General features: G+C 34.3%; 14 protein-coding genes. 7 read left to right on the top strand and 7 right to left on the bottom strand.

What is annotated here, in order from left to right; all coding sequences use genetic code 11:
• Nucleotides 1–38: 38 nt before the first annotated feature.
• On the top strand, nt 39–755 hold the full coding sequence (gene arcA / locus CJF42_RS14515; protein ID WP_095367381.1) for a two-component system response regulator ArcA: 717 nt from the start codon (nt 39–41) through the stop codon (nt 753–755).
• Nucleotides 756–842: 87 nt separating this feature from the next.
• On the opposite strand, the gene CJF42_RS14510 is transcribed toward arcA, so the two are convergent.
• Complete coding sequence (locus tag CJF42_RS14510; RefSeq protein WP_095367380.1) at nt 843–3,182, bottom strand: ATP-binding protein; 2,340 nt, start codon at nt 3,180–3,182, stop codon at nt 843–845.
• 75 nt (nt 3,183–3,257) lie between these two features.
• Entirely contained in the window at nt 3,258–5,174 is a 1,917-nt protein-coding gene (locus CJF42_RS14505; RefSeq protein WP_095367379.1) for a type 1 glutamine amidotransferase family protein, read from the bottom strand.
• 145 nt (nt 5,175–5,319) lie between these two features.
• On the opposite strand from CJF42_RS14505, the gene CJF42_RS14500 reads away from it, so the two are divergent.
• From CJF42_RS14500 to CJF42_RS14485, 4 genes are all read left to right on the top strand, one after another.
• Nucleotides 5,320–5,910 (top strand): DUF2726 domain-containing protein, encoded by a 591-nt coding sequence (locus CJF42_RS14500; protein WP_095367378.1) that lies wholly within the window; start codon nt 5,320–5,322, stop codon nt 5,908–5,910.
• A 78-nt stretch (nt 5,911–5,988) separates the two neighbouring features.
• Nucleotides 5,989–6,696 carry a 5'-methylthioadenosine/S-adenosylhomocysteine nucleosidase gene (gene mtnN / locus CJF42_RS14495; protein WP_095367377.1) on the top strand — a complete coding sequence of 236 codons (708 nt, stop codon included), beginning with the start codon at nt 5,989–5,991 and terminating at the stop codon, nt 6,694–6,696.
• On the top strand, nt 6,697–7,683 hold the full coding sequence (locus CJF42_RS14490) for a cobalamin biosynthesis protein CobD/CbiB (RefSeq protein ID WP_252097618.1): 987 nt from the start codon (nt 6,697–6,699) through the stop codon (nt 7,681–7,683).
• Nucleotides 7,667–8,491, top strand: a complete 825-nt coding sequence (locus tag CJF42_RS14485) for a cobalamin-binding protein (RefSeq protein ID WP_095367376.1) — start codon at nt 7,667–7,669, stop codon at nt 8,489–8,491. Before CJF42_RS14490 ends, CJF42_RS14485 begins: the two co-directional genes overlap by 17 nt.
• 29 nt (nt 8,492–8,520) lie before the next feature.
• Here CJF42_RS14485 and tyrS read toward each other — a convergent pair whose 3' ends face one another.
• The gene (gene tyrS, locus CJF42_RS14480; RefSeq protein WP_095367375.1) at nt 8,521–9,723 is read right to left on the bottom strand and encodes a tyrosine--tRNA ligase; all 1,203 of its coding nucleotides are present in this window, start codon (nt 9,721–9,723) and stop codon (nt 8,521–8,523) included.
• A 448-nt stretch (nt 9,724–10,171) separates the two neighbouring features.
• Here tyrS and CJF42_RS14475 point away from each other — a divergent pair, with 448 nt between their 5' ends.
• A complete protein-coding gene (locus CJF42_RS14475; RefSeq protein ID WP_095367391.1) occupies nt 10,172–11,524 on the top strand; it encodes an OapA family protein in 1,353 nt (450 codons plus the stop codon).
• A 110-nt stretch (nt 11,525–11,634) separates the two neighbouring features.
• Nucleotides 11,635–13,770 (top strand): DUF6351 family protein, encoded by a 2,136-nt coding sequence (locus CJF42_RS14470; RefSeq protein ID WP_095367374.1) that lies wholly within the window; start codon nt 11,635–11,637, stop codon nt 13,768–13,770.
• Between the two features lie 299 nt (nt 13,771–14,069).
• Here CJF42_RS14470 and CJF42_RS14460 read toward each other — a convergent pair whose 3' ends face one another.
• From CJF42_RS14460 to CJF42_RS14445, 4 genes are all read right to left on the bottom strand, one after another.
• The gene (locus CJF42_RS14460; RefSeq protein WP_095367372.1) at nt 14,070–15,200 is read right to left on the bottom strand and encodes a sodium ion-translocating decarboxylase subunit beta; all 1,131 of its coding nucleotides are present in this window, start codon (nt 15,198–15,200) and stop codon (nt 14,070–14,072) included.
• Nucleotides 15,201–15,208: 8 nt separating this feature from the next.
• Complete coding sequence (gene oadA / locus CJF42_RS14455; protein WP_095367371.1) at nt 15,209–16,993, bottom strand: sodium-extruding oxaloacetate decarboxylase subunit alpha; 1,785 nt, start codon at nt 16,991–16,993, stop codon at nt 15,209–15,211.
• A gap of 11 nt (nt 16,994–17,004) precedes the next feature.
• On the bottom strand, nt 17,005–17,274 hold the full coding sequence (locus tag CJF42_RS14450) for an OadG family transporter subunit (protein WP_095367370.1): 270 nt from the start codon (nt 17,272–17,274) through the stop codon (nt 17,005–17,007).
• Nucleotides 17,275–18,318: 1,044 nt separating this feature from the next.
• On the bottom strand, nt 18,319–18,594 hold the full coding sequence (locus CJF42_RS14445) for a YfcL family protein (protein ID WP_095367369.1): 276 nt from the start codon (nt 18,592–18,594) through the stop codon (nt 18,319–18,321).
• Nucleotides 18,595–18,604: the final 10 nt, after the last annotated feature.

The following is an 18,604-nucleotide window of genomic DNA, read 5'->3' as shown; positions in this document are numbered from 1 at the left end:
TTAATTGTAAACTAAACATTTCCAAAAGGTTACAAATGATGCAAACACCAGTCATTCTAATCGTAGAAGACGAAGATGTCACACGACTAAATCTCGTTAGTTTATTCCAAGCTGAGGGATATAAAGTTGTCGAAGCCATTAATGGTGAAGATATGCACGATAAACTATCTGCAAATGATGATGTCAACTTAGTTGTAATGGACATTAACTTACCGGGTAAAAACGGCTTAATTTTAGCCCGCGAATTAAGACAACAGAAAAATGTTGGTCTTATTTTCTTAACTGGCCGTGACAATGATGTTGACCGTATTTTAGGGTTAGAAATAGGCGCTGATGATTATATTACTAAGCCATTTAATCCTCGTGAATTAACAATTCGTGCTCGTAATTTATTAACGCGCACTTCAAATTCAGATGATGAAAATGAATTAAGCACAGATGGCGTAGTGACATTCAACGACTGGGAATTAGATGAAAACAGTCGCTGTTTAACATCTCCATCTGGTGATTCTAAACGCTTACCAAAAGGTGAGTATCGCGCCTTACGCTTAATGCTAGACTCTCCGGGTCGTATCTTTAGCCGAGAGCAGCTTATTAAACAAATGACAGGTAGAGAGCTACGCTCTAACGACAGAACAGTAGATGTTACAATACGTCGTATTCGTAAACACTTTGAAAGTGATGATACAACTCAAGAGTTAATCAGCACAATTCATGGTGAAGGTTATCGCTTTATCGGTAAATTAGATAAATAGAAGTAATTGGTTTATCTAATTAAACAAGCCCGCACTTTTAACTGCGGGTTTTTTAATCACATAGTCATTTATTAATTCAAACTTAAGTTACTTAAAAGCGTCTGTTAAATACTTTTTAAGCTGAACTAAACTCAAAATAATCTCTTCAGGAAGCTCATCAAGCCAAGATTTCAACTCTTTAAGCGTCCCTATATGCGTATTTTTTTCCATGTTTTTAGCTAAAAGTTGAACTGATTTTAATCCAACCGAACCAGCAGCACCTTTTAACTTATGAGCAACGGACTGATATTCATCTAAATCATTTTCATCTAAAGCTGTTTGCATCTCAGTGATATATAGAGGTCCAAGTTTTTCTAACAATCGACTACTTTTAATAAAAGGCTCTACTCCCATAGATTCAACAAAGTCATTAATTGTTTCAAGATCTAATAACTTCGTTTGTGCTATAAATTCAGGATTATCTTGATGTAAAGACATTATTTTAGGTTGTTGCCTTTTAAGCTCTTGGATTTCGGTTGAATGAGGAAACAATTCAGCTAACATGCGGTCTAAACGGCCAGTATTAATTGGTTTTGCTAGCGCTCCTTGAATATTAATTTGGGCTAAATCTTCCTCGGCTCGACGTACATTTGCAGTTAAGGCTACGATAGGTAACTTATCAAAGTAACTGTCTTGTCGAATAATACGCGCGACTTCATCGCCATTGATATCAGGTAATTGCATATCAAGTAACACTAAATCTAAATCATCTTCAGTTTCAACAAATGATAGTGCATCTTCACCTGTTTCAGCCCAGATAACCTCATGGCCTCTTTGCTCGAGTAAGTTTGTTGCAATTTCTGCATTTAGAGGTACATCTTCTACTAGTAAGATATTCAACCCTCTACCATCATACATTCTTTGCTCAGGTGCAATAGTTAATGTTAGCGGTATCTCCATGGTAAAACAACTACCACGTCCTTGTTCACTTTCTACAAATAGTTTACCGTCCATCGCTTCAACGAGGGCTTTTGTTACCGCCAAGCCAATACCTGACCCTAATGCATTACTACCGTTGATATCAGGTACTTTATAATACATATCAAATATGCGAGCGATTTCTTGAGGTGCAATACCAATACCACTATCTGCTACCTCAATCATCAACCATGGTTTTCCTTTACGATACTCACGAATTGATGTAAAACTAACACCACCTGCATCTGTGAATTTAACCGCATTATTAATTAAATTCCATAACACCTGACGCAAGCGTGTTGGATCTAATTGTACAAATACATCTAACTCGCCTTGTTGCTCAACTTTAAACTCAAGCTCTTTTTGTTGAGATATTACACCGCCAAAATTAATGACATCATTTAAGAAATCAGATAAATTAATACTTTCACACGCAATATCCAACTGCTCACGATCAATTTTATCTAAATCTATAATATCATTGAAAATATTACCTAAAGTTTCCGCACTTGAAAAAACGGTATTACACCAACTTTTTTGCTCATCACTTAAATCTGTATCTAGTAACATACGTGTTAAACCCACAATACCATTAAGTGGTGTTCTTAATTCATGGCTTAATGTCGCAATAAACTTACCTTTATCTTTATAGGCTGTTTCTAACGCTTGCTCTGCTGCTTTACGGCTTGTAATATCTCGGCCAAAGCCTAACAAACCTATATATTGATTTTTATCGTTAAAAAATGGGACTTTACGCATTTCAAACCAATGTATTTCACCTTTAATTTCATATTTAACATCTAAAGTAACTGCAATATGTTTTTGCTGCACTTCTTTATCTGTTTTCAAAACTGAAGGTAGGTGCGTTCCGGTATAAATTTCACTGGCATGTTTTCCAATCAAGTTTTCTGCAGATATCCCCACTACTTTCTCAAACATGCGATTACAACCTGCAAAAAAACCACTTTCATCTCTGTAATAAAATAAATCTGGAGATGAATCTACAATAGATCTGAGCAATACCCCCTGCTTAGCAAGCTCTTTTTGCGTTTTTTTACGTTCTCCGATTTCTCGTCTAAGCTCATCAATTGCACGACGCTTGGCTTGAAATGCCATTTTTCGCTCATCAATTTCACTATTTAAGCGCTGGATATTATCTTTTAAGGTTTGGTTGAGTAGTTTTTCTTGTTGTGTTGCATTGTCTAAAAAATCATAAGATGCATTTAAATGTAAGATTAAATTGATTGTAACGTAGACTAATATGGGTGAAAACAAAGCGGTTAAACCGATATTTTGTAGTAAGTCCAACCAAGCAATTGAGCCTATTGCGACATAATAATAAATACAGGATAAAATGAGTGCGATAAACAATAATAAAGTATATAAGATAACACTTGCTTTACTATTGCCCCATCGAATTACAAAGGAGGATAAAATACGTACCCAAGGGGTAAAAGACGATTCAATCATAAAAATTAAAGAGGCTCTAAATTAAAAACCTCTCTATTGTAATCAACTCATCGTCATTTGTACTTAATAATTATACTAATTCAGTATTTTTATTTGACTTGAAATACTTGCAAAAGAACAAGTATTTAGATTTTGGCTATCTAAAGAAATAATTCCCTGGCGCGAGATGGTAGAAGCATCACGAGTAAGTAACAAGGTATAATCAACACCTTGAATATCTCCTGTTCCTTTCGCTTGCGCTGCACCTGTGTTACATAACATCTTATTTAATTTATAAAAGCTGTAACGTGAAAAAGGTTGTGAAGATGTTACTGTTGGCGTTTGAGTATTAGTTGAATTTGTAAACTTCCAACTTGCAAAATCAACGGATATAACACCATTTCGTAAAGTCATAGAGTCTTGGTGGGTTAAATAATAGCTCATAAATTCATCCATTTCGATACTCGATGCTTGTAGATTTATTTGCTTGCCATTATTATGAGTATCGAAAATCCAAAATCCACCTTTACCTAAAACACTAAATTCAATCGTATCTCCACTTTCACTTTTACTAGTAGAAATGGCAACACTTGTTGACTTATCCAAACCAAAAGCAAAGCGATTATTAGTTTCTACCGCGGTTTTTATTAATCTTGGTTGGCGTGCCAATGAGCTAGTTTGAGTATCAATAACACCCCATGGGAACATATTAAACAATGTTGAATTGAGATAACCTAAATTTCGTTCAGACTCCAATGCAATACAATCTAATCCTAAGTTACAAGCTTCGTTGCCAGATGACATGATTGTAGAAGGCGTTAACATTACCTGTAATCCCTCTCCTGAAAATATGGCTGAATTGTTACTTAGACCATGAATACTACTTCCTTCTAATCCTAAAATTATTTGCTTTTTGGTTAGCATTTCTTCAATCTTTTTAAGAAGATCTGACTTTTCCCCAGTTGGTAAATAAAAACTATGAAATGCTAATAACGGACTACCATCAGCTATAAATAATGCATCAGATTTTTTCAAGATATCTATAATTGCGTCTTTCTTTTTACATTGAGATACTTGTCGTTTAAAAAGATCTGGGTATAAAACTTTTCTACGATAACTAGCCAATTTTTTTATTTGAAATTCTTCCAAACTATCACATGAAGTTAAATCATATTGCTTTGCAACCAAAGCAGTTTGCATTGCTGAGTCAATAGGTAGCCAATTTGCTTCAAAACCCAACTTATCGAAAAGATCTTGAAAGTAATCAACTTTTTTATAGGGATCTCTATCATTACCTGTTATAAAAACGATTTTTGGTTTTCTCTTGTTGCCAGAGACTACAGCTGCCGCATTATAAAAAGCTTTATACGCAAGCATAGAGGATTGGTTATTAGATGATTTTATATCTACTGATGTATTTAGTCGTTTTCCAGACTTTAAGGTTTGTTTTTGCTCTAACAGGTCAAATAGGTTTTGTTTTTCAAATTCAAATAAATTAGACCAAACATCTCTACCTTTGAGATCTTCATTTAAATATTTAAAATTTTGGCGACGCAACATTCTAATAAATAATCTTTCACTAAATTGTTTATTTTCTAACTTAGGTTTTAGTATCTTTAATAACTCAATTGTTTGCTGTTTTAGTTCGGGTTGCTCTGTCCAAGGTACTTCATTCAATCGCTCAAGTGCCTGCTCTGTTACTATATAAATTGCCGCTTTTTTTGCTTTACTTTCAAATCCAATTGTTTTTTTATCTTGAGAGCATTGCTGCAAATTTTCACTAGAACAAAAAGATAAATCTTGACCAAATAGAAATAAATCGGGGGTTACTGCAATAGCAACATTAAGATTTACCAACAAAAACAAACCAACAAAAACACTTATTTTAGTTTTAAACAAATCCATATTTATACCGTTTTTATTATTATTAATAATTAAAGTAATAAAAATGGAACGACCACCCATTTCATTAATCTTAAAAGCGCATTCTACCAACATATCTCTCAATTTCATATATTGTTTATTACCAATAAAAAGATATCGGCTAATTGTTTCATTCCACTAAACAATTAAGAATTATGGCATATATCATGCTTGTTAAATTACAAATTCACTGATTTTTATCATTAGTGTCAAATTATTGAAGTTGGAGTTTATTATGGAGTTTGTTTTATTGTCGATCTTGGTTTTAGTTGTTATTGCATCTATGGTCACAACTAAGCTCACTGATAGTGGGAACCCTTACCCATTTACTAAAAAAGAGACTTTATATACCCATATAGAAAAAGGATTTCTGAATTTATTAGAACGCGCTATTGGTAATGAGTACAAAATAGTTAGCCGTGTGAAGTTAATTGATGTAATAGATTTTAAATCTGACACAACTTCAAAATCAAAACGTGTTGCATTAACTAAAGCACAAAACAAACAGCTAGACTATGTTTTACTTGATAAAGAAACATTGAATATCGTTGCTGCAATTGATTTAGTTAATAACAATAACAAGCAAGGACATAAAGCACAAAAAGACTGGTTTGTGAATGGTGCGTTAGAGTCTGCTGGCATTCCTCATATCCGAATGAAAGTAAAAGCAGGATATAAACCATTAGAAGTAAGGCAAGCGATTATGTTCAAACTTGGAAAATCATCTCCTAAAAAGCCAATGATAAAGACTCGAAATTCAAGTAAACCAGCTGTTTTATCTCCATCCCAAATTAAAACACAATCTACTGGACTTGTTCAGGCATAGCATTTTAATTCCAACTGAAACTCGCATCTTGGAGTAGCTTGGGTATAATATATAAAAATATTATTTTGAGTTAAGTAAATGAAAATTGGCATTATTGGGGCAATGGAACCTGAAGTAGCTATTTTAAAAGATGCTATGGAACAAAGTACAGTAACACAAAAAGCAAGTTTTACTTTTTATGAAGGTACACTTGCAGGTCAAGACATCATATTAGTGCAATCTGGTATCGGTAAAGTTGCATCTTGTATTGCAACAACTGTATTAATTGAATCATTTTCACCAAATTGTATCATTAACACTGGTTCTGCTGGTGGATTTGAGCCAAGCTTAAATGTGGGTGATGTGGTTATTTCTTCTGAAGTACGCCACCATGATGTTGATGTAACCGCATTTGGTTATGAAATAGGGCAAGTACCTAACATGCCAGCAGGTTTTAAAGCGCATCCAGCTTTAATAAATGCAGCTAAAAATGCTGTTGAGCAAATGCAAGGCATTAAAACAATGACTGGTTTAGTTTGTACTGGAGATTCATTTATGTGTGATCCAAAACGTATAGAAATAACTCGCTCTCAATTTCCTGATATGCTTGCAGTTGAAATGGAAGGTGCAGCAATTGCGCAAACATGCCATCAGCTTGATACACCATTTGTTGTTATACGTTCATTATCTGATATCGCAGGCAAAGAATCTCCTGAATCATTTGAAAGCTACCTTGTCAAAGCATCTAAAAACTCATCAAAAATGGTTACTGCTTTATTAGAGAAACTTCAATCGGTTTCTCTATAAGTGACTGAAATTATAAATCAAATATTCCTAACAGACTCACAAACTTCACATGAACTGCTTGGGACTTTTGTTTTATTGTTTGCACTGATTGCTGAGCGTTGGCTTTCATTACCGCGCTTATATCACCCCACTACTTTATTATGTGTAATATTTTCAAATTTACAAAAACGTGTTTATAAAAAAAATGACTCTAAAAGTTATCAACTTTTATCTGGCACATTAGCAACAATTTTGCCTCTATTCGTTATTTTAGCACTGTGTTATGGCTTATTAGAGTTTGCATCTTACCCTGAGTTCTTATCTGGCTTAATTCTATATTTATGCCTGGAAAGTCAAAAATTAGAACAATCAATTAAAAGACTCCCTCTATTACTGAGACAAAAACAAAAATCTGCAGCAAGAGATTTATTAAGAATTTGGCTTAGACGTGAAACTAAAAACTTATCTGAACCCGGACTAATCAAAGCTGCAATTGAAACTTTAACCTTGAGAAGCACTAGGCTTTATTTTACGGTATTATTTTTTTATTTAATTGGTGGCCCTATAACCGCATTAGGTTATCGTATTTTAACCATAATGCATGCCAGTTGGAGTCAACAATACTTGCCCAATACACCGTTTATTCAACCTATTAGAAACCTTACTTATATATTAGAATGGCTACCTGTTCGCTTAGTCGCTATTTGTATTGCTTTAAGTAAAGAAACTAAAGTGGGCATTCACTATATTAAGCACTATGGCAATCATTTTTATCAAAAAAATACAGGATGGCTATTAAGCACCATGAGTGCTGCTTTAAAAACACAACTTGGTGGGCCTGCATTTTATTCAGGAACACGCTTTGCAAAAATACGTGTAGGAAAGTACCCTGTCCCCACATTACTTAGTATTAAACATACAGTATCCCTTATCAACCGCGTTAAAGTATTGTGGTTATGTTTTATTATTTTATCCAAAGTGAGTATTTACCTTGCGTTTAACCTTTAAATTAACAGTTACCTTTTTTTTATTACTGAGTTTAAATATTTCTGCATTAGAACAACAAAATCCCCAAAGAATTGCAACGCTTGCGCCTCATCTAACTGAGTGGGTATATAGTTTAGATTTAGGGGAAAATATTGTTGCTGTGAGTGCTTATAGTGACTTTCCAGAGCAAGCAAAAAAACATCCTGTTGTATCAGACGTTAATGGTATTAATTTAGAAAAGTTAATTGAGCTTAAACCCGATCTTGTTTTATTGTGGCAAAATAGCCATGTACTTGGTCAAGTAGAAAAATTAAAAGCCTTAGGAATTAAAGTATTCATCTCCGCACCAAAAACACTCAATAATATAGCAAATGAAATTATTCGATTAGGAGAAGTTACAAATACCCAAAGTATCGCTAAACAAGTAGCAGATACATACTTATCAGACTTAAAAAATTTAAGAGATAGATTTAAAGATATCCCAAGGAAAAAAGCATTTTTTCAAGTTTGGCATTCCCCTTTGATCACAGCAAATGGCGATAGTTGGATCCAAAATTTAATGGATGTTTGCCAATATGACAACCCATTTTCTGAGCATATAGTGCCTTACCCTACGGTAAATAAGGAGCAAGTTTTGATGCACAACCCCGATATTATTATTATCTCTGATAAATCGGATAATAGCGTGCAATTAACAACTTGGGATTCATTACCTATGATAAGCGCAGTTAAAAATAAAAAAGTATTTAATATTAACCCAGATCACCTTCACCGGTTTACCAGAAGAGTCTTACTTGGAATTGAAGAATTGTGTGAACTAAGCCGATAAAAAAGCCGCCGTTGCGGCTTTTAAATTATTTAAGCAATTGTTATCTTGGCGAATTTACGTTTACCTACTTGGTAAACTTCTTCAGTACCTTTAGCAAAAGTTTGTTTAGTATCAGAGATTTTTTCTTTACCGTTTAGTTTAACCGCACCTTGTTTGATCATTCTCATCGCTTCAGAAGTGCTTGCTACTAAGCCTGCTTGTTTTAACAAATTTGGGATGGCGATATCCTCACCATCAATCGTGATGCTTAACTCAGGTATTTCATCCGGTAATGCTTTCTTTTGAAAACGTTGAATAAAATCTTGATGTGCGGCTTCGGCATCTTCTAGTGTATGAAAACGAGCTATCATCTCTTTAGCAAAGTCAATTTTGATATCTCTTGGATTAGTACCCGCAGTAATTTTAGCTTTAAGTTCTTCGATCTCGCCTAAAGATAAGCTACTGAGTAATTCGTAATAGCGCCACATTAACTGATCTGATATAGACATGATCTTACCAAACATTTCTGATGGTTTGTCAGTAATACCAATGTAGTTACCTAATGACTTTGACATTTTTTGAACGCCATCAAGACCTTCAAGTAACGGCATCATTAATACGGTTTGTGGTTTTTGACCTTCATCTTTTTGAAGCTCACGCCCCATTAATAAGTTAAAACGTTGATCTGTGCCGCCAAGTTCAACATCGGCTTCTAATGCAACTGAATCCCAACCTTGTACTAATGGGTATAAGAATTCGTGAATTGCAATAGATTGATTATTGGCATAACGTTTTTTAAAATCGTCACGCTCTAACATACGTGCAACTGTTTGACGTGCAGCTAATTTAATCATGCCTGCGGCACCTAACTCTTCCATCCAAGTAGAGTTAAAAGCGACTGTTGTTTTAGCGGGATCTAAAATCTTAAAAATTTGTTCTTTATATGTTTCAGCATTTGCTAATACATCTTCACGGGTTAATGGTTTACGCGTAACATTTTTACCCGTTGGATCACCAATTAAACCTGTAAAATCACCAATTAAAAAAATAACTTCATGGCCTAAGTCCTGAAATGTTTTCATTTTATTGATTAAAACGGTATGCCCTAAATGTAAATCAGGTGCTGTTGGATCAAAACCCGCTTTTATTTTTAATTTTTTGCCAGACTTTAATCTTTCAAATAAATCATCTTCTATTAAGATTTCTTCAGCGCCACGTTTTATCTCAGCAAACGCAGCTTGCAAATCACTCATCAAACACTCCAAATAATATTTAACTTTTAGGCTAGTAATGCTAGACCTCGATTCTAGCCTATTACAAGTCCAGTTTATATACCCAAGCCACTTGATAATGCTTGTTTCAGAATTTATCAGGTGAGTTAGCACAAGGCACATCATTTTAGGAATGCTTATAGCCTTTCAAACAGATGTAACGTAGTGATTACTTACCTGATAAATTTCCTACGGGCGGGTTTTAAATGGTCAACTACCGCGTTATTTATGTTGATAAGGGAATAACCATTACCTGCAATTAATGTCTTGTATTTGACCATTTAAACTCCCGCTGAAATCATGCATTTCCAAGTAGCTTGGGTATATGCCTTTATATAGCTATATTTTCACAAAATTCTGGCATCTGAGCAAAAATCGTTATATGCTAAAATATTGTTATAAAATATCATTAGGCTGATTCAAATAAATGATGGTCAAAGCGGTACAAAAGCTACCGAAAAAACACAAGTTTTTCATATTAGGTTTTTCTTCTTTAATGCTAGGTTTAACTCTGATCCCTGTGGAACAAGCAACTGCTTCAAAAGACAATAACACCAAGGTTTTAGAAATAGGCAAACGTTACAATTTAGAGCTAGAAATTGTTAAGCAAACACCAAAAACACAAACATCACCAGTTAAAATAACCGTTGAGCAACCCAAAGTAACTGAAGTCACTTCAGAATTAACATCTGCAGTCAATTTTAAGAACTTCAAAGTTAAAAAAGGCGACAATTTAGCAATTATTTTCAAGCGAGCGGGTTTTTCAGCTAAAACATTACATAAATTGATAAGTGCGGATAAAAACACCAAAAAGCTAACTCAAATACATCCAGGGGAGACACTAAGTTTTGCTAAAAACGCTAATGGCGAGCTTTCTCAATTAAAATACATATTAAATAGAACCGACACCTTATTAATAAATCTTAATATTCAAGGTAAATATCAATCTAAAATACAATCAAAAACGATTGAAAAACGCACTAAGTCATCTTCAGGACTAATTACGTCTAATTTTTGGAATGCGGGTGTAGCAGCAGGCTTAAATGACAAACAAATAATGAACTTAGCTGATATTTTTGGTTGGGATATTGATTTTGCCAACGATATTCGTAAAAACGATCAATTTACGCTTATTTACGAAACCCTTTTTATTGAAGGCGATTATATAGGCTCTGGCCAAGTACTTGCTGCAGAATTTATTAACCAAGGTGAAAAATACAACGCAATTTTACACACTGATGGTAATTTTTATACTGCACAAGGTCGCAGTATGAAAAAATCGTTTTTACGTGCGCCTGTAAACTTTAAATATATTAGCTCTAGTTTTAACTCGCGCAGAAAACACCCTGTTACCGGAAGAGTTAAAGCACATCGAGGCATTGATTACGCAGCCCCAACTGGCACACCTGTTGTTTCATCTGGTGATGGTAAAGTCATTCAATCTGGTCGTAGTAGGTTTAATGGTAATTATGTATTTATTCAGCATCGCTCAAAATATGTAACTAAATACCTCCACCTACACAAAAGAAAGGTGAAAAAAGGACAAAAAGTAAAGCAAGGACAACTTATTGGTACTGTTGGTGCGACAGGTCAAGTAACTGGTGCTCATTTGCATTACGAATTTTTAGTAAATGGCGTTCATCGTAATCCTAGAACGGTTAAATTACCTAAATCACAATCTTTGCCTAAATCTGAGTTAGCTAAATTTAAGCCGATTGCAAATGATTACCTTGTTAAACTAAATCGAAATAGAGAATTGCAACTTTCTATGGTTAATCTTTAAATTTATATCTGGGCACTTTTAATGTGCTTTATTTTAAATATTAATGTAAATTTCAGTCCAAAATTTCGAACCACCTCCTATAATTAAAGTAATATCAGGAGGAGGTGGTAATGAAGTTACTTAGTCAGATTTTAATCTCTGTATTAGTTATATTGGCACTTATCACTTGCAGTTTTAATCCCTATGAAGATCAGCAAGTTTTATCAATTGCGCCATCAGTAAAAGCGCCCTTACTTAATGTCAAAACACATATTAGAAATACTCCTAGACCAAATGACCCAACACGTTACCCTATTGGCTTAGGTGAAGTGGGCCCTACTGAGCCATTATTCTCAGGTAATTTAAATTATCCTTTTTCATGCCATACCCAAGCATCCGGCTTAGGTCAACCTTTAGTTGATAACCAAGAACTACTTGGTATCCCTATTTTTGAACTCGATGAAAAAGGAAAAAAAACTCATAAAGTTATCGGTTTTAGTAAAGATTGTTTAATACCAAGTCAATTGAGGTTTTTTAAAGTCGATATCAATGAAAAGATTACTGAAATACAAAATACAAAAAATATAAAGCCTGATGATTTAATACTTCGCATAGAACAAGGTACGATAAATAGATATATCTACGCAATTGTGATGCCCGTAAAAGCAAATGAAGTAAACGACCGTTTATTGAACTCGTTATGGAATAAAAAGCTTATTTATCAATTTGCAGGAGGTGTAGGCATAGGTTTTAGACAAGGAAAATTAAACCCTAAAAAACTCATTAGCAGACGTATACCACAACTCAAACAAGGCTATGCGGTAATATCAAGTACAGCCAATAAAACCAGTTTCAGCTACAATATGTTACAAGCAGAAGACACTGTTCGAAGAGTGAAAAGTCAGTTTATTGCTTTGTATGGTAAACCCTTATATACCATAGGAATAGGTGGCTCAGGCGGTGGATTAGCACAATATCTTTTAGCACAAAATAGTTCTGGATTAATCAATGGTGCTCTACCCTTATATTCGTATCCTGATATGATCAGCCAAACTTTATATGCTTTAGATTGTGACTTATTAAATAGCTATTACACCTTTAAAAGTTCACTAGAAAACTGGGATATTGCTGATAAAAAGCAATCAATCGAAGGCTTTAATAACTCAAACATTGAACACAAATCTTGGTATTTTTATCCTTTTAATCAATTAGCTAGTGCTAAAAAAATATATATCCCTAAAAATTATAGTGAATGCATTCATGGCTATTTTGGCTTAAGTTCATTAATAAATAACCCAGATCAAGGGTTTATTAAAAATACCTTCTCTCCTGAGGTAAAGCGTCAAGCCCATTGGAGTTACTGGCAAGATCTTATTAACATTTTAGGGAAAGATAATAATGGATTTGCAAACTCAGCTTGGGATAATCAAGGCGTTCAATATGGATTATCTTCTTTACAAAAAAATATCATTTCACCCGAAGAGTTCATACATTTAAATTACCATATTGGTGGCTGGAAACCACAGCAGAAAATGAAACAAGAACAATTAGTTTATTTACCTTTTACCAAAATCCCTATTTGGATGACACAATGGAGTCGGCACAATATCTACCCTGCCATAAAAGGTCCTGCAAAACGTAGTAAAGCATCAAGTAAGGCAATTGAAAAAGCTTACCGTTATGGTCAGGTTTTTATTGGATTTAATGATATCCCTACCATAGATATACATCATTATTTAGAGCCTAAATTAGATATGCATCATATTTCAACGTCTTTTGCCACTAGACTACGCATCTTAGCACAAACCAAAAGCCTCAATAATCATAAGATTTGGATAGCACATCCAGATCATACCCCTTTAGACGAAGCTTTTTCTGTTATGGATAAATGGTTACTCAAAGGAGATTCAAAACAACTACAAAACCAAACAAGTGATCGGTGTTATGACAAAGACGGTCAAGTAATAGCTCAAGGTACTAATGTATGGGATGGTGATTGGAATAGCAAACCGCATGGTAAATGTACGACTACCTACCCTATTTACACTAATAGTCGCATACAAGCAGGTGGTCCTTGGCAAGGCAGTATTTTTAAATGTAAAACGATGTCCATTGAGCAAGCTATCAGTTCAGGCCTTTATGGCAGTACAGATATGACACCTTATAAAAGTAAACTCAAACAAATTTATCCTGATGGTGTATGTGATTATCGCTTTCCTGATATAGCTAAACCACTCGATATGGCTTTACACCAAACTATAAAGTAATTGTGTAATGATTAATATCACCAACAAAGGCCAAATAAACTTTTGATAGCGACTCAATTGCTCATTAGAAAACCTAGGGCCAAATTTTTCTATTAATGGCACAAGTATTATAAGTGCAACAAACAAACTTAATAAGATAATTAATACTGGAGGCATTTTTAGTCCTGAAGCTAACATAAAAGATCATACTAACACTTATTCTAGGAATAAAAAAACGCGCACCATCATAAAATAGTGCACGATCAAGGTCGGGAGGTTGAGCCCTAAAACTTTTTACTGTTACATTAGCCTTGCTGGAACTACCCTACAAGTGCCAATAAAATACCTGCTGCTACTGCGCTTCCTAGTACACCCGCTACATTTGGTCCCATAGCATGCATTAATAAGAAGTTATGTGGATTGCTTTCTAAACCTACTTTATTTACAACACGTGCAGCCATAGGTACTGCTGATACACCTGCTGCTCCAACTAATGGGTTAATTGGGGTTTTAGAGTAGCGATTCATCACTTTAGCCATCAAAACACCTGATGCTGTACCAATCGCAAACGCAACGGCACCTAAAGCTAAAATACCGATAGTTTCTACAGTTAAAAATTTATCTGCAGCTAACTTCGAACCAACGCCTAATCCTAAAAAGATAGTTGTAATATTGATAAGTTCATTTTGTGCAGTTGAACTTAAACGCTCAACAACACCACTTTCGCGCATTAAATTACCTAAACAGAACATACCTACTAATGGTGCTGCTGCGGGTAAAAACATAATAATTAATACCAATACTAATAGCGGGAAAGTTATTTTTTCCATTTTAGATACGTGACGTAGTTGTGGCATTGCAATTTTACGATCTTCTTCACTTGTTAAAGCACGCATTATTGGCGGCTGAATCAATGGCACTAATGCCATATATGAATATGCAGCTACCGCTATTGCGCCTAATAAATCAGGTGCTAATTTAGAAGCTAAAAAGATTGCTGTTGGACCATCAGCACCACCAATAATAGCGATTGCCGCAGCATCCTTTAAAGTAAATTCAAAACCTGGTATAAAGTTAAGTAAAATAGCACCAAATAAAGTGACAAAAATACCAAATTGAGCTGCAGCACCTAACAATAACATTTTAGGATTGGCGATTAATGCACTGAAATCAGTCAGTGCACCAACTCCCATAAAAATAATTAATGGAAAAACACCTGAATCGATACCTACTTTATAAACGTAATAAAGCATACCACCAGTGTCCGACATACCAGCTAAAGGTATATTTGTTAATATTGCACCAAAACCAATTGGTATTAATAATAAGGGTTCAAAGTTCTTAGTAATTGCTAAAAATAATAATAAACAACCCACCGCTATCATTATTAGTTGTGTAAATTCTATATTGGCAATTCCTGTAGACTGCCATAGATTAATTACCCCTTCCATAACAGCTCCTAAGTGATTGAAAGCAAGGCATCGCCGACTGAAACAGCGTCACCTTCAGATATATAAATTTCGCCAATAGTACCCGCTTTAGTGGCTCTGATTTCTGTTTCCATTTTCATTGCTTCTAAAATGATAACCACATCACCTTCTTTTATTTGCTGTCCAGTTTTCACTTGCACTTTAAAGATATTACCCGATAAAGGCGCGGCTAAGTCTTCAGCATCACTTACGACAGGAGCAACCGGCGCAGCAGCAATAGTTTGCATATTTGAAGAAACTACATTTTTTAATTCACCACTTGGGGCAACAACAACATCATAAACTTTGCCTTCAACTTGAACACTGTAATGTTCAGTTTTACCTGATGCTGGAGCTGGAGCTTGCTCTAGTAAAGCTGGCGAACTTTCTAGTGAAGGAGCAGGCTCAAATGCATCTGGATTTCCTTTGTTTTTAAGAAATTTCAAACCAATTTGAGGGAATAATGCATAAGTTAATACATCATCTATTTGTTCATCTGCAAGTGAGATATTATCTTCTTTTGCAGCAGTCAATAATGCCGTCTCTAGTTCAGTAAGTTCTGGTTTCAATAAATCTGCGGGGCGACATGTAATGACTTCTGCACCCTCTAACACTTTATCTTGCAATGTTTTATTAACCTGCGCAGGTGTTGAGCCATATTCACCTTTAAGTACCGCAGCTGTCTCTTTACTAATTGATTTATAACGTTCTTTTGTTAGAACATTTAAGACTGCTTGTGTACCAACGATTTGCGAAGTGGGTGTAACAAGGGGTAGATAACCTAAATCTTCACGCACTTTAGGGATCTCTAATAATACTTCATCAAACTTATCAGCTGCACCTTGCTCTTTTAACTGGCTTTCCATATTAGTTAACATGCCACCAGGTACTTGTGCTAATAAAATTCGGCCATCCACTCCTTTTAAGCTACCTTCAAACTGTGCATATTTCTTTCTCACTTCTCTAAAGTAAGACGCTATTTCTTCTAATAATGGTAAATCTAAACCCGTATCTCTATCAGTACCTTCAACAATAGCAACCATAGTTTCAGTAGCACTATGACCATAAGTCATACTCATAGATGAAATTGCGGTATCAAGCATATCTATACCAGCATCAATTGCTTTTTGATAAGTTGCAGTGCTTAAACCGGTTGTTGCGTGACATTGCATTGCAATTGGTACATCTATGGTCTTTTTCAAACCCAAAATTAGCTCTTCAGCTTCATAAGGTCTTAAAAGACCTGCCATATCTTTTATACAAATTGAGTGACAACCTAAATCTTCTAGTTGTTTTGCTTGTGTTAGCCACATATCTAAATTATGAACAGGGCTTTGTGTATATGAAATTGTACCTTGAGCGTGAGCGCCCACTTTGATAGCTGATTTTATTGCTGTTTCCAGATTCCTAACATCATTCATAGCATCAAAAATACGAAATACATCTACACCATTGGCGTGAGCACGTTCAACAAATTTTTCAACAACATCATCAGCATAATGACGATAACCTAGCAAATTTTGGCCACGTAATAACATTTGTTGTTTAGTATTAGGCATTGCCTTTTTTAAGGCTCTAATACGTTCCCAAGGATCTTCACCTAGGTATCGAATACATGCATCAAATGTTGCGCCGCCCCAAGATTCCATTGACCAATAGCCTACTTTATCAAGCTTTTGTGCAATTGGGAGCATATCTTCTAAACGAAGTCGAGTTGCCAAAATTGATTGGTGTGCATCTCTTAATACTAACTCGGTAAGTTTTAATTTAGACATAGAATAACCCCTTATGTTTTCTTGTGACTATGTTGTTGTCTGTACTGATGAATTGCCCCTGCAATTGCAGCTAGATGTGCTGAAGGTACAGTTGACGATTTAGTAGTGATTGTATTTTTTGTTTTGGTTTTATTATTTGTAACTAGATCACCATCTCGACTTGCAAAAAAAGCCGACATTAATTTAACAGCTGAAATCAATAACAATAAAAAAACAAAAACAACTACCATGCCTGTAAGCATTAAATTGGCAGCCTGCAATAATAAAGATGTTATATCCATCTTTTTTTCCTCATTCCCAACAATAAATCTGTTCTCAAATCACTTTAAAAATATGAATTAATTTATACTCTGAAACTTAAAAATCTTGCTTTACTAGCCAAAGAACTAAGCTTTAATTCACATTATTTATACAAACATAATAATTACCACAAAAATATTGTCAATTGGTAAAACCAATTAATTTTTTAATAACAGTGAAACACAATTTTTTTACATTGATATGTACGAAAAATAATATACCTTATAAATCATAATATTAAATTATAGCAAGTATCAATTAAAATGATTTGACGTTAACGTAAACGTAAATTTTAAGGTGGGATTTTTGCTAATATATTGACTAAACTGATTAAATTATTACTTAAATTTAAAATTGGTAAAATTGGTAAAATTTCAGATTAAAAAAAAGCCACCTTAAAGTTGTCAACACTGTCAACTACCATGTTTTTATTTATATTTATATGATTATATCTTTATTAGAAATGCCAAAAAACAGAATAAATAAGTAAGATGCAAAATTTTCAAGTAATGCATAAAACACATAAAAATATAAAAAGCTACCGTAGAGCGTCGTAAATTTATACTATGATTGGGGGGTTTTACTGTCAGAAATGATAAATAAAAGAAGCATTGGAACCAATGGTGTCATAATTTAATATAATTCGTTTAATTATTTCTCTCTAGTTTTTTATTCTTGTTTACTTTAATGGTAATTTATCTAAAAAGTAAGTATACCCATGCTACATAGAAATGCGTGATTTCAGCAAGTCGAGAAGCGTGTCAAATGCGAGGCATAAGATGTGTCGTTAAGTCATTCTCAATATATATCTTATAACAACACAGTTGACCCCTTATCGTCTTGCCCTACGGGAGTTTGGGTAGAAAACGATTACGGCGTTATGATTTATCATCAGGGAATAACCATGCATTACAAATCATGCCTTGTACTAGTATCCTACCCAAGCTCTGTAACCTGTATTTCCAAGTAGCACGGGTATAAACATAGCTACAGAGATGTTATTATTAATTAAGCTTGTGGGTTTACTACGCTATATTTTTTAATTTTTCCCACACAGCTACAACATGAGATTTATCTTCATCAGATAACTCGCCACCTCTATATGCTTTTACAAGTGACTTTTCAATATTTATATTAAGATCTTCGATTGTAAGATCTAATTTTTCAACCTGTGCATATCCAACAGCAAGGTCAAAATGTCCTTGAATATAACTTCCAGCAAATAATTCATCATCAGAGGCTATTTCAACTAAATGCTCAAAAAATGTTTGCGCTTGCTCTACATATTCTTTTAATGTCATCTTTGTTCCT

Origin of the sequence: Pseudoalteromonas sp. NBT06-2 (assembly GCF_002276045.1) — a bacterium.
GTDB lineage: Bacteria > Pseudomonadota > Gammaproteobacteria > Enterobacterales > Alteromonadaceae > Pseudoalteromonas.
Note: the sequence above shows the minus strand (reverse complement) of the source record. Positions and strands in the feature narration are given on the sequence as shown.

What these genes read in the sequence shown, in the direction of transcription:
- CJF42_RS14470 (WP_095367374.1), top strand. Translation starts at nt 11,635, where the DNA reads ATGAAGTTACTTAGTCAGATTTTAATCTCTGTATTAGTTATATTGGCA.
- CJF42_RS14505 (WP_095367379.1), bottom strand. Translation starts at nt 5,174, where the DNA reads ATGAAATTGAGAGATATGTTGGTAGAATGCGCTTTTAAGATTAATGAA.
- CJF42_RS14445 (WP_095367369.1), bottom strand. Translation starts at nt 18,594, where the DNA reads ATGACATTAAAAGAATATGTAGAGCAAGCGCAAACATTTTTTGAGCAT.
- CJF42_RS14500 (WP_095367378.1), top strand. Translation starts at nt 5,320, where the DNA reads ATGGAGTTTGTTTTATTGTCGATCTTGGTTTTAGTTGTTATTGCATCT.
- mtnN (WP_095367377.1), top strand. Translation starts at nt 5,989, where the DNA reads ATGAAAATTGGCATTATTGGGGCAATGGAACCTGAAGTAGCTATTTTA.
- CJF42_RS14475 (WP_095367391.1), top strand. Translation starts at nt 10,172, where the DNA reads ATGGTCAAAGCGGTACAAAAGCTACCGAAAAAACACAAGTTTTTCATA.
- CJF42_RS14460 (WP_095367372.1), bottom strand. Translation starts at nt 15,200, where the DNA reads ATGGAAGGGGTAATTAATCTATGGCAGTCTACAGGAATTGCCAATATA.
- arcA (WP_095367381.1), top strand. Translation starts at nt 39, where the DNA reads ATGCAAACACCAGTCATTCTAATCGTAGAAGACGAAGATGTCACACGA.
- CJF42_RS14510 (WP_095367380.1), bottom strand. Translation starts at nt 3,182, where the DNA reads ATGATTGAATCGTCTTTTACCCCTTGGGTACGTATTTTATCCTCCTTT.
- CJF42_RS14450 (WP_095367370.1), bottom strand. Translation starts at nt 17,274, where the DNA reads ATGGATATAACATCTTTATTATTGCAGGCTGCCAATTTAATGCTTACA.
- tyrS (WP_095367375.1), bottom strand. Translation starts at nt 9,723, where the DNA reads ATGAGTGATTTGCAAGCTGCGTTTGCTGAGATAAAACGTGGCGCTGAA.
- oadA (WP_095367371.1), bottom strand. Translation starts at nt 16,993, where the DNA reads ATGTCTAAATTAAAACTTACCGAGTTAGTATTAAGAGATGCACACCAA.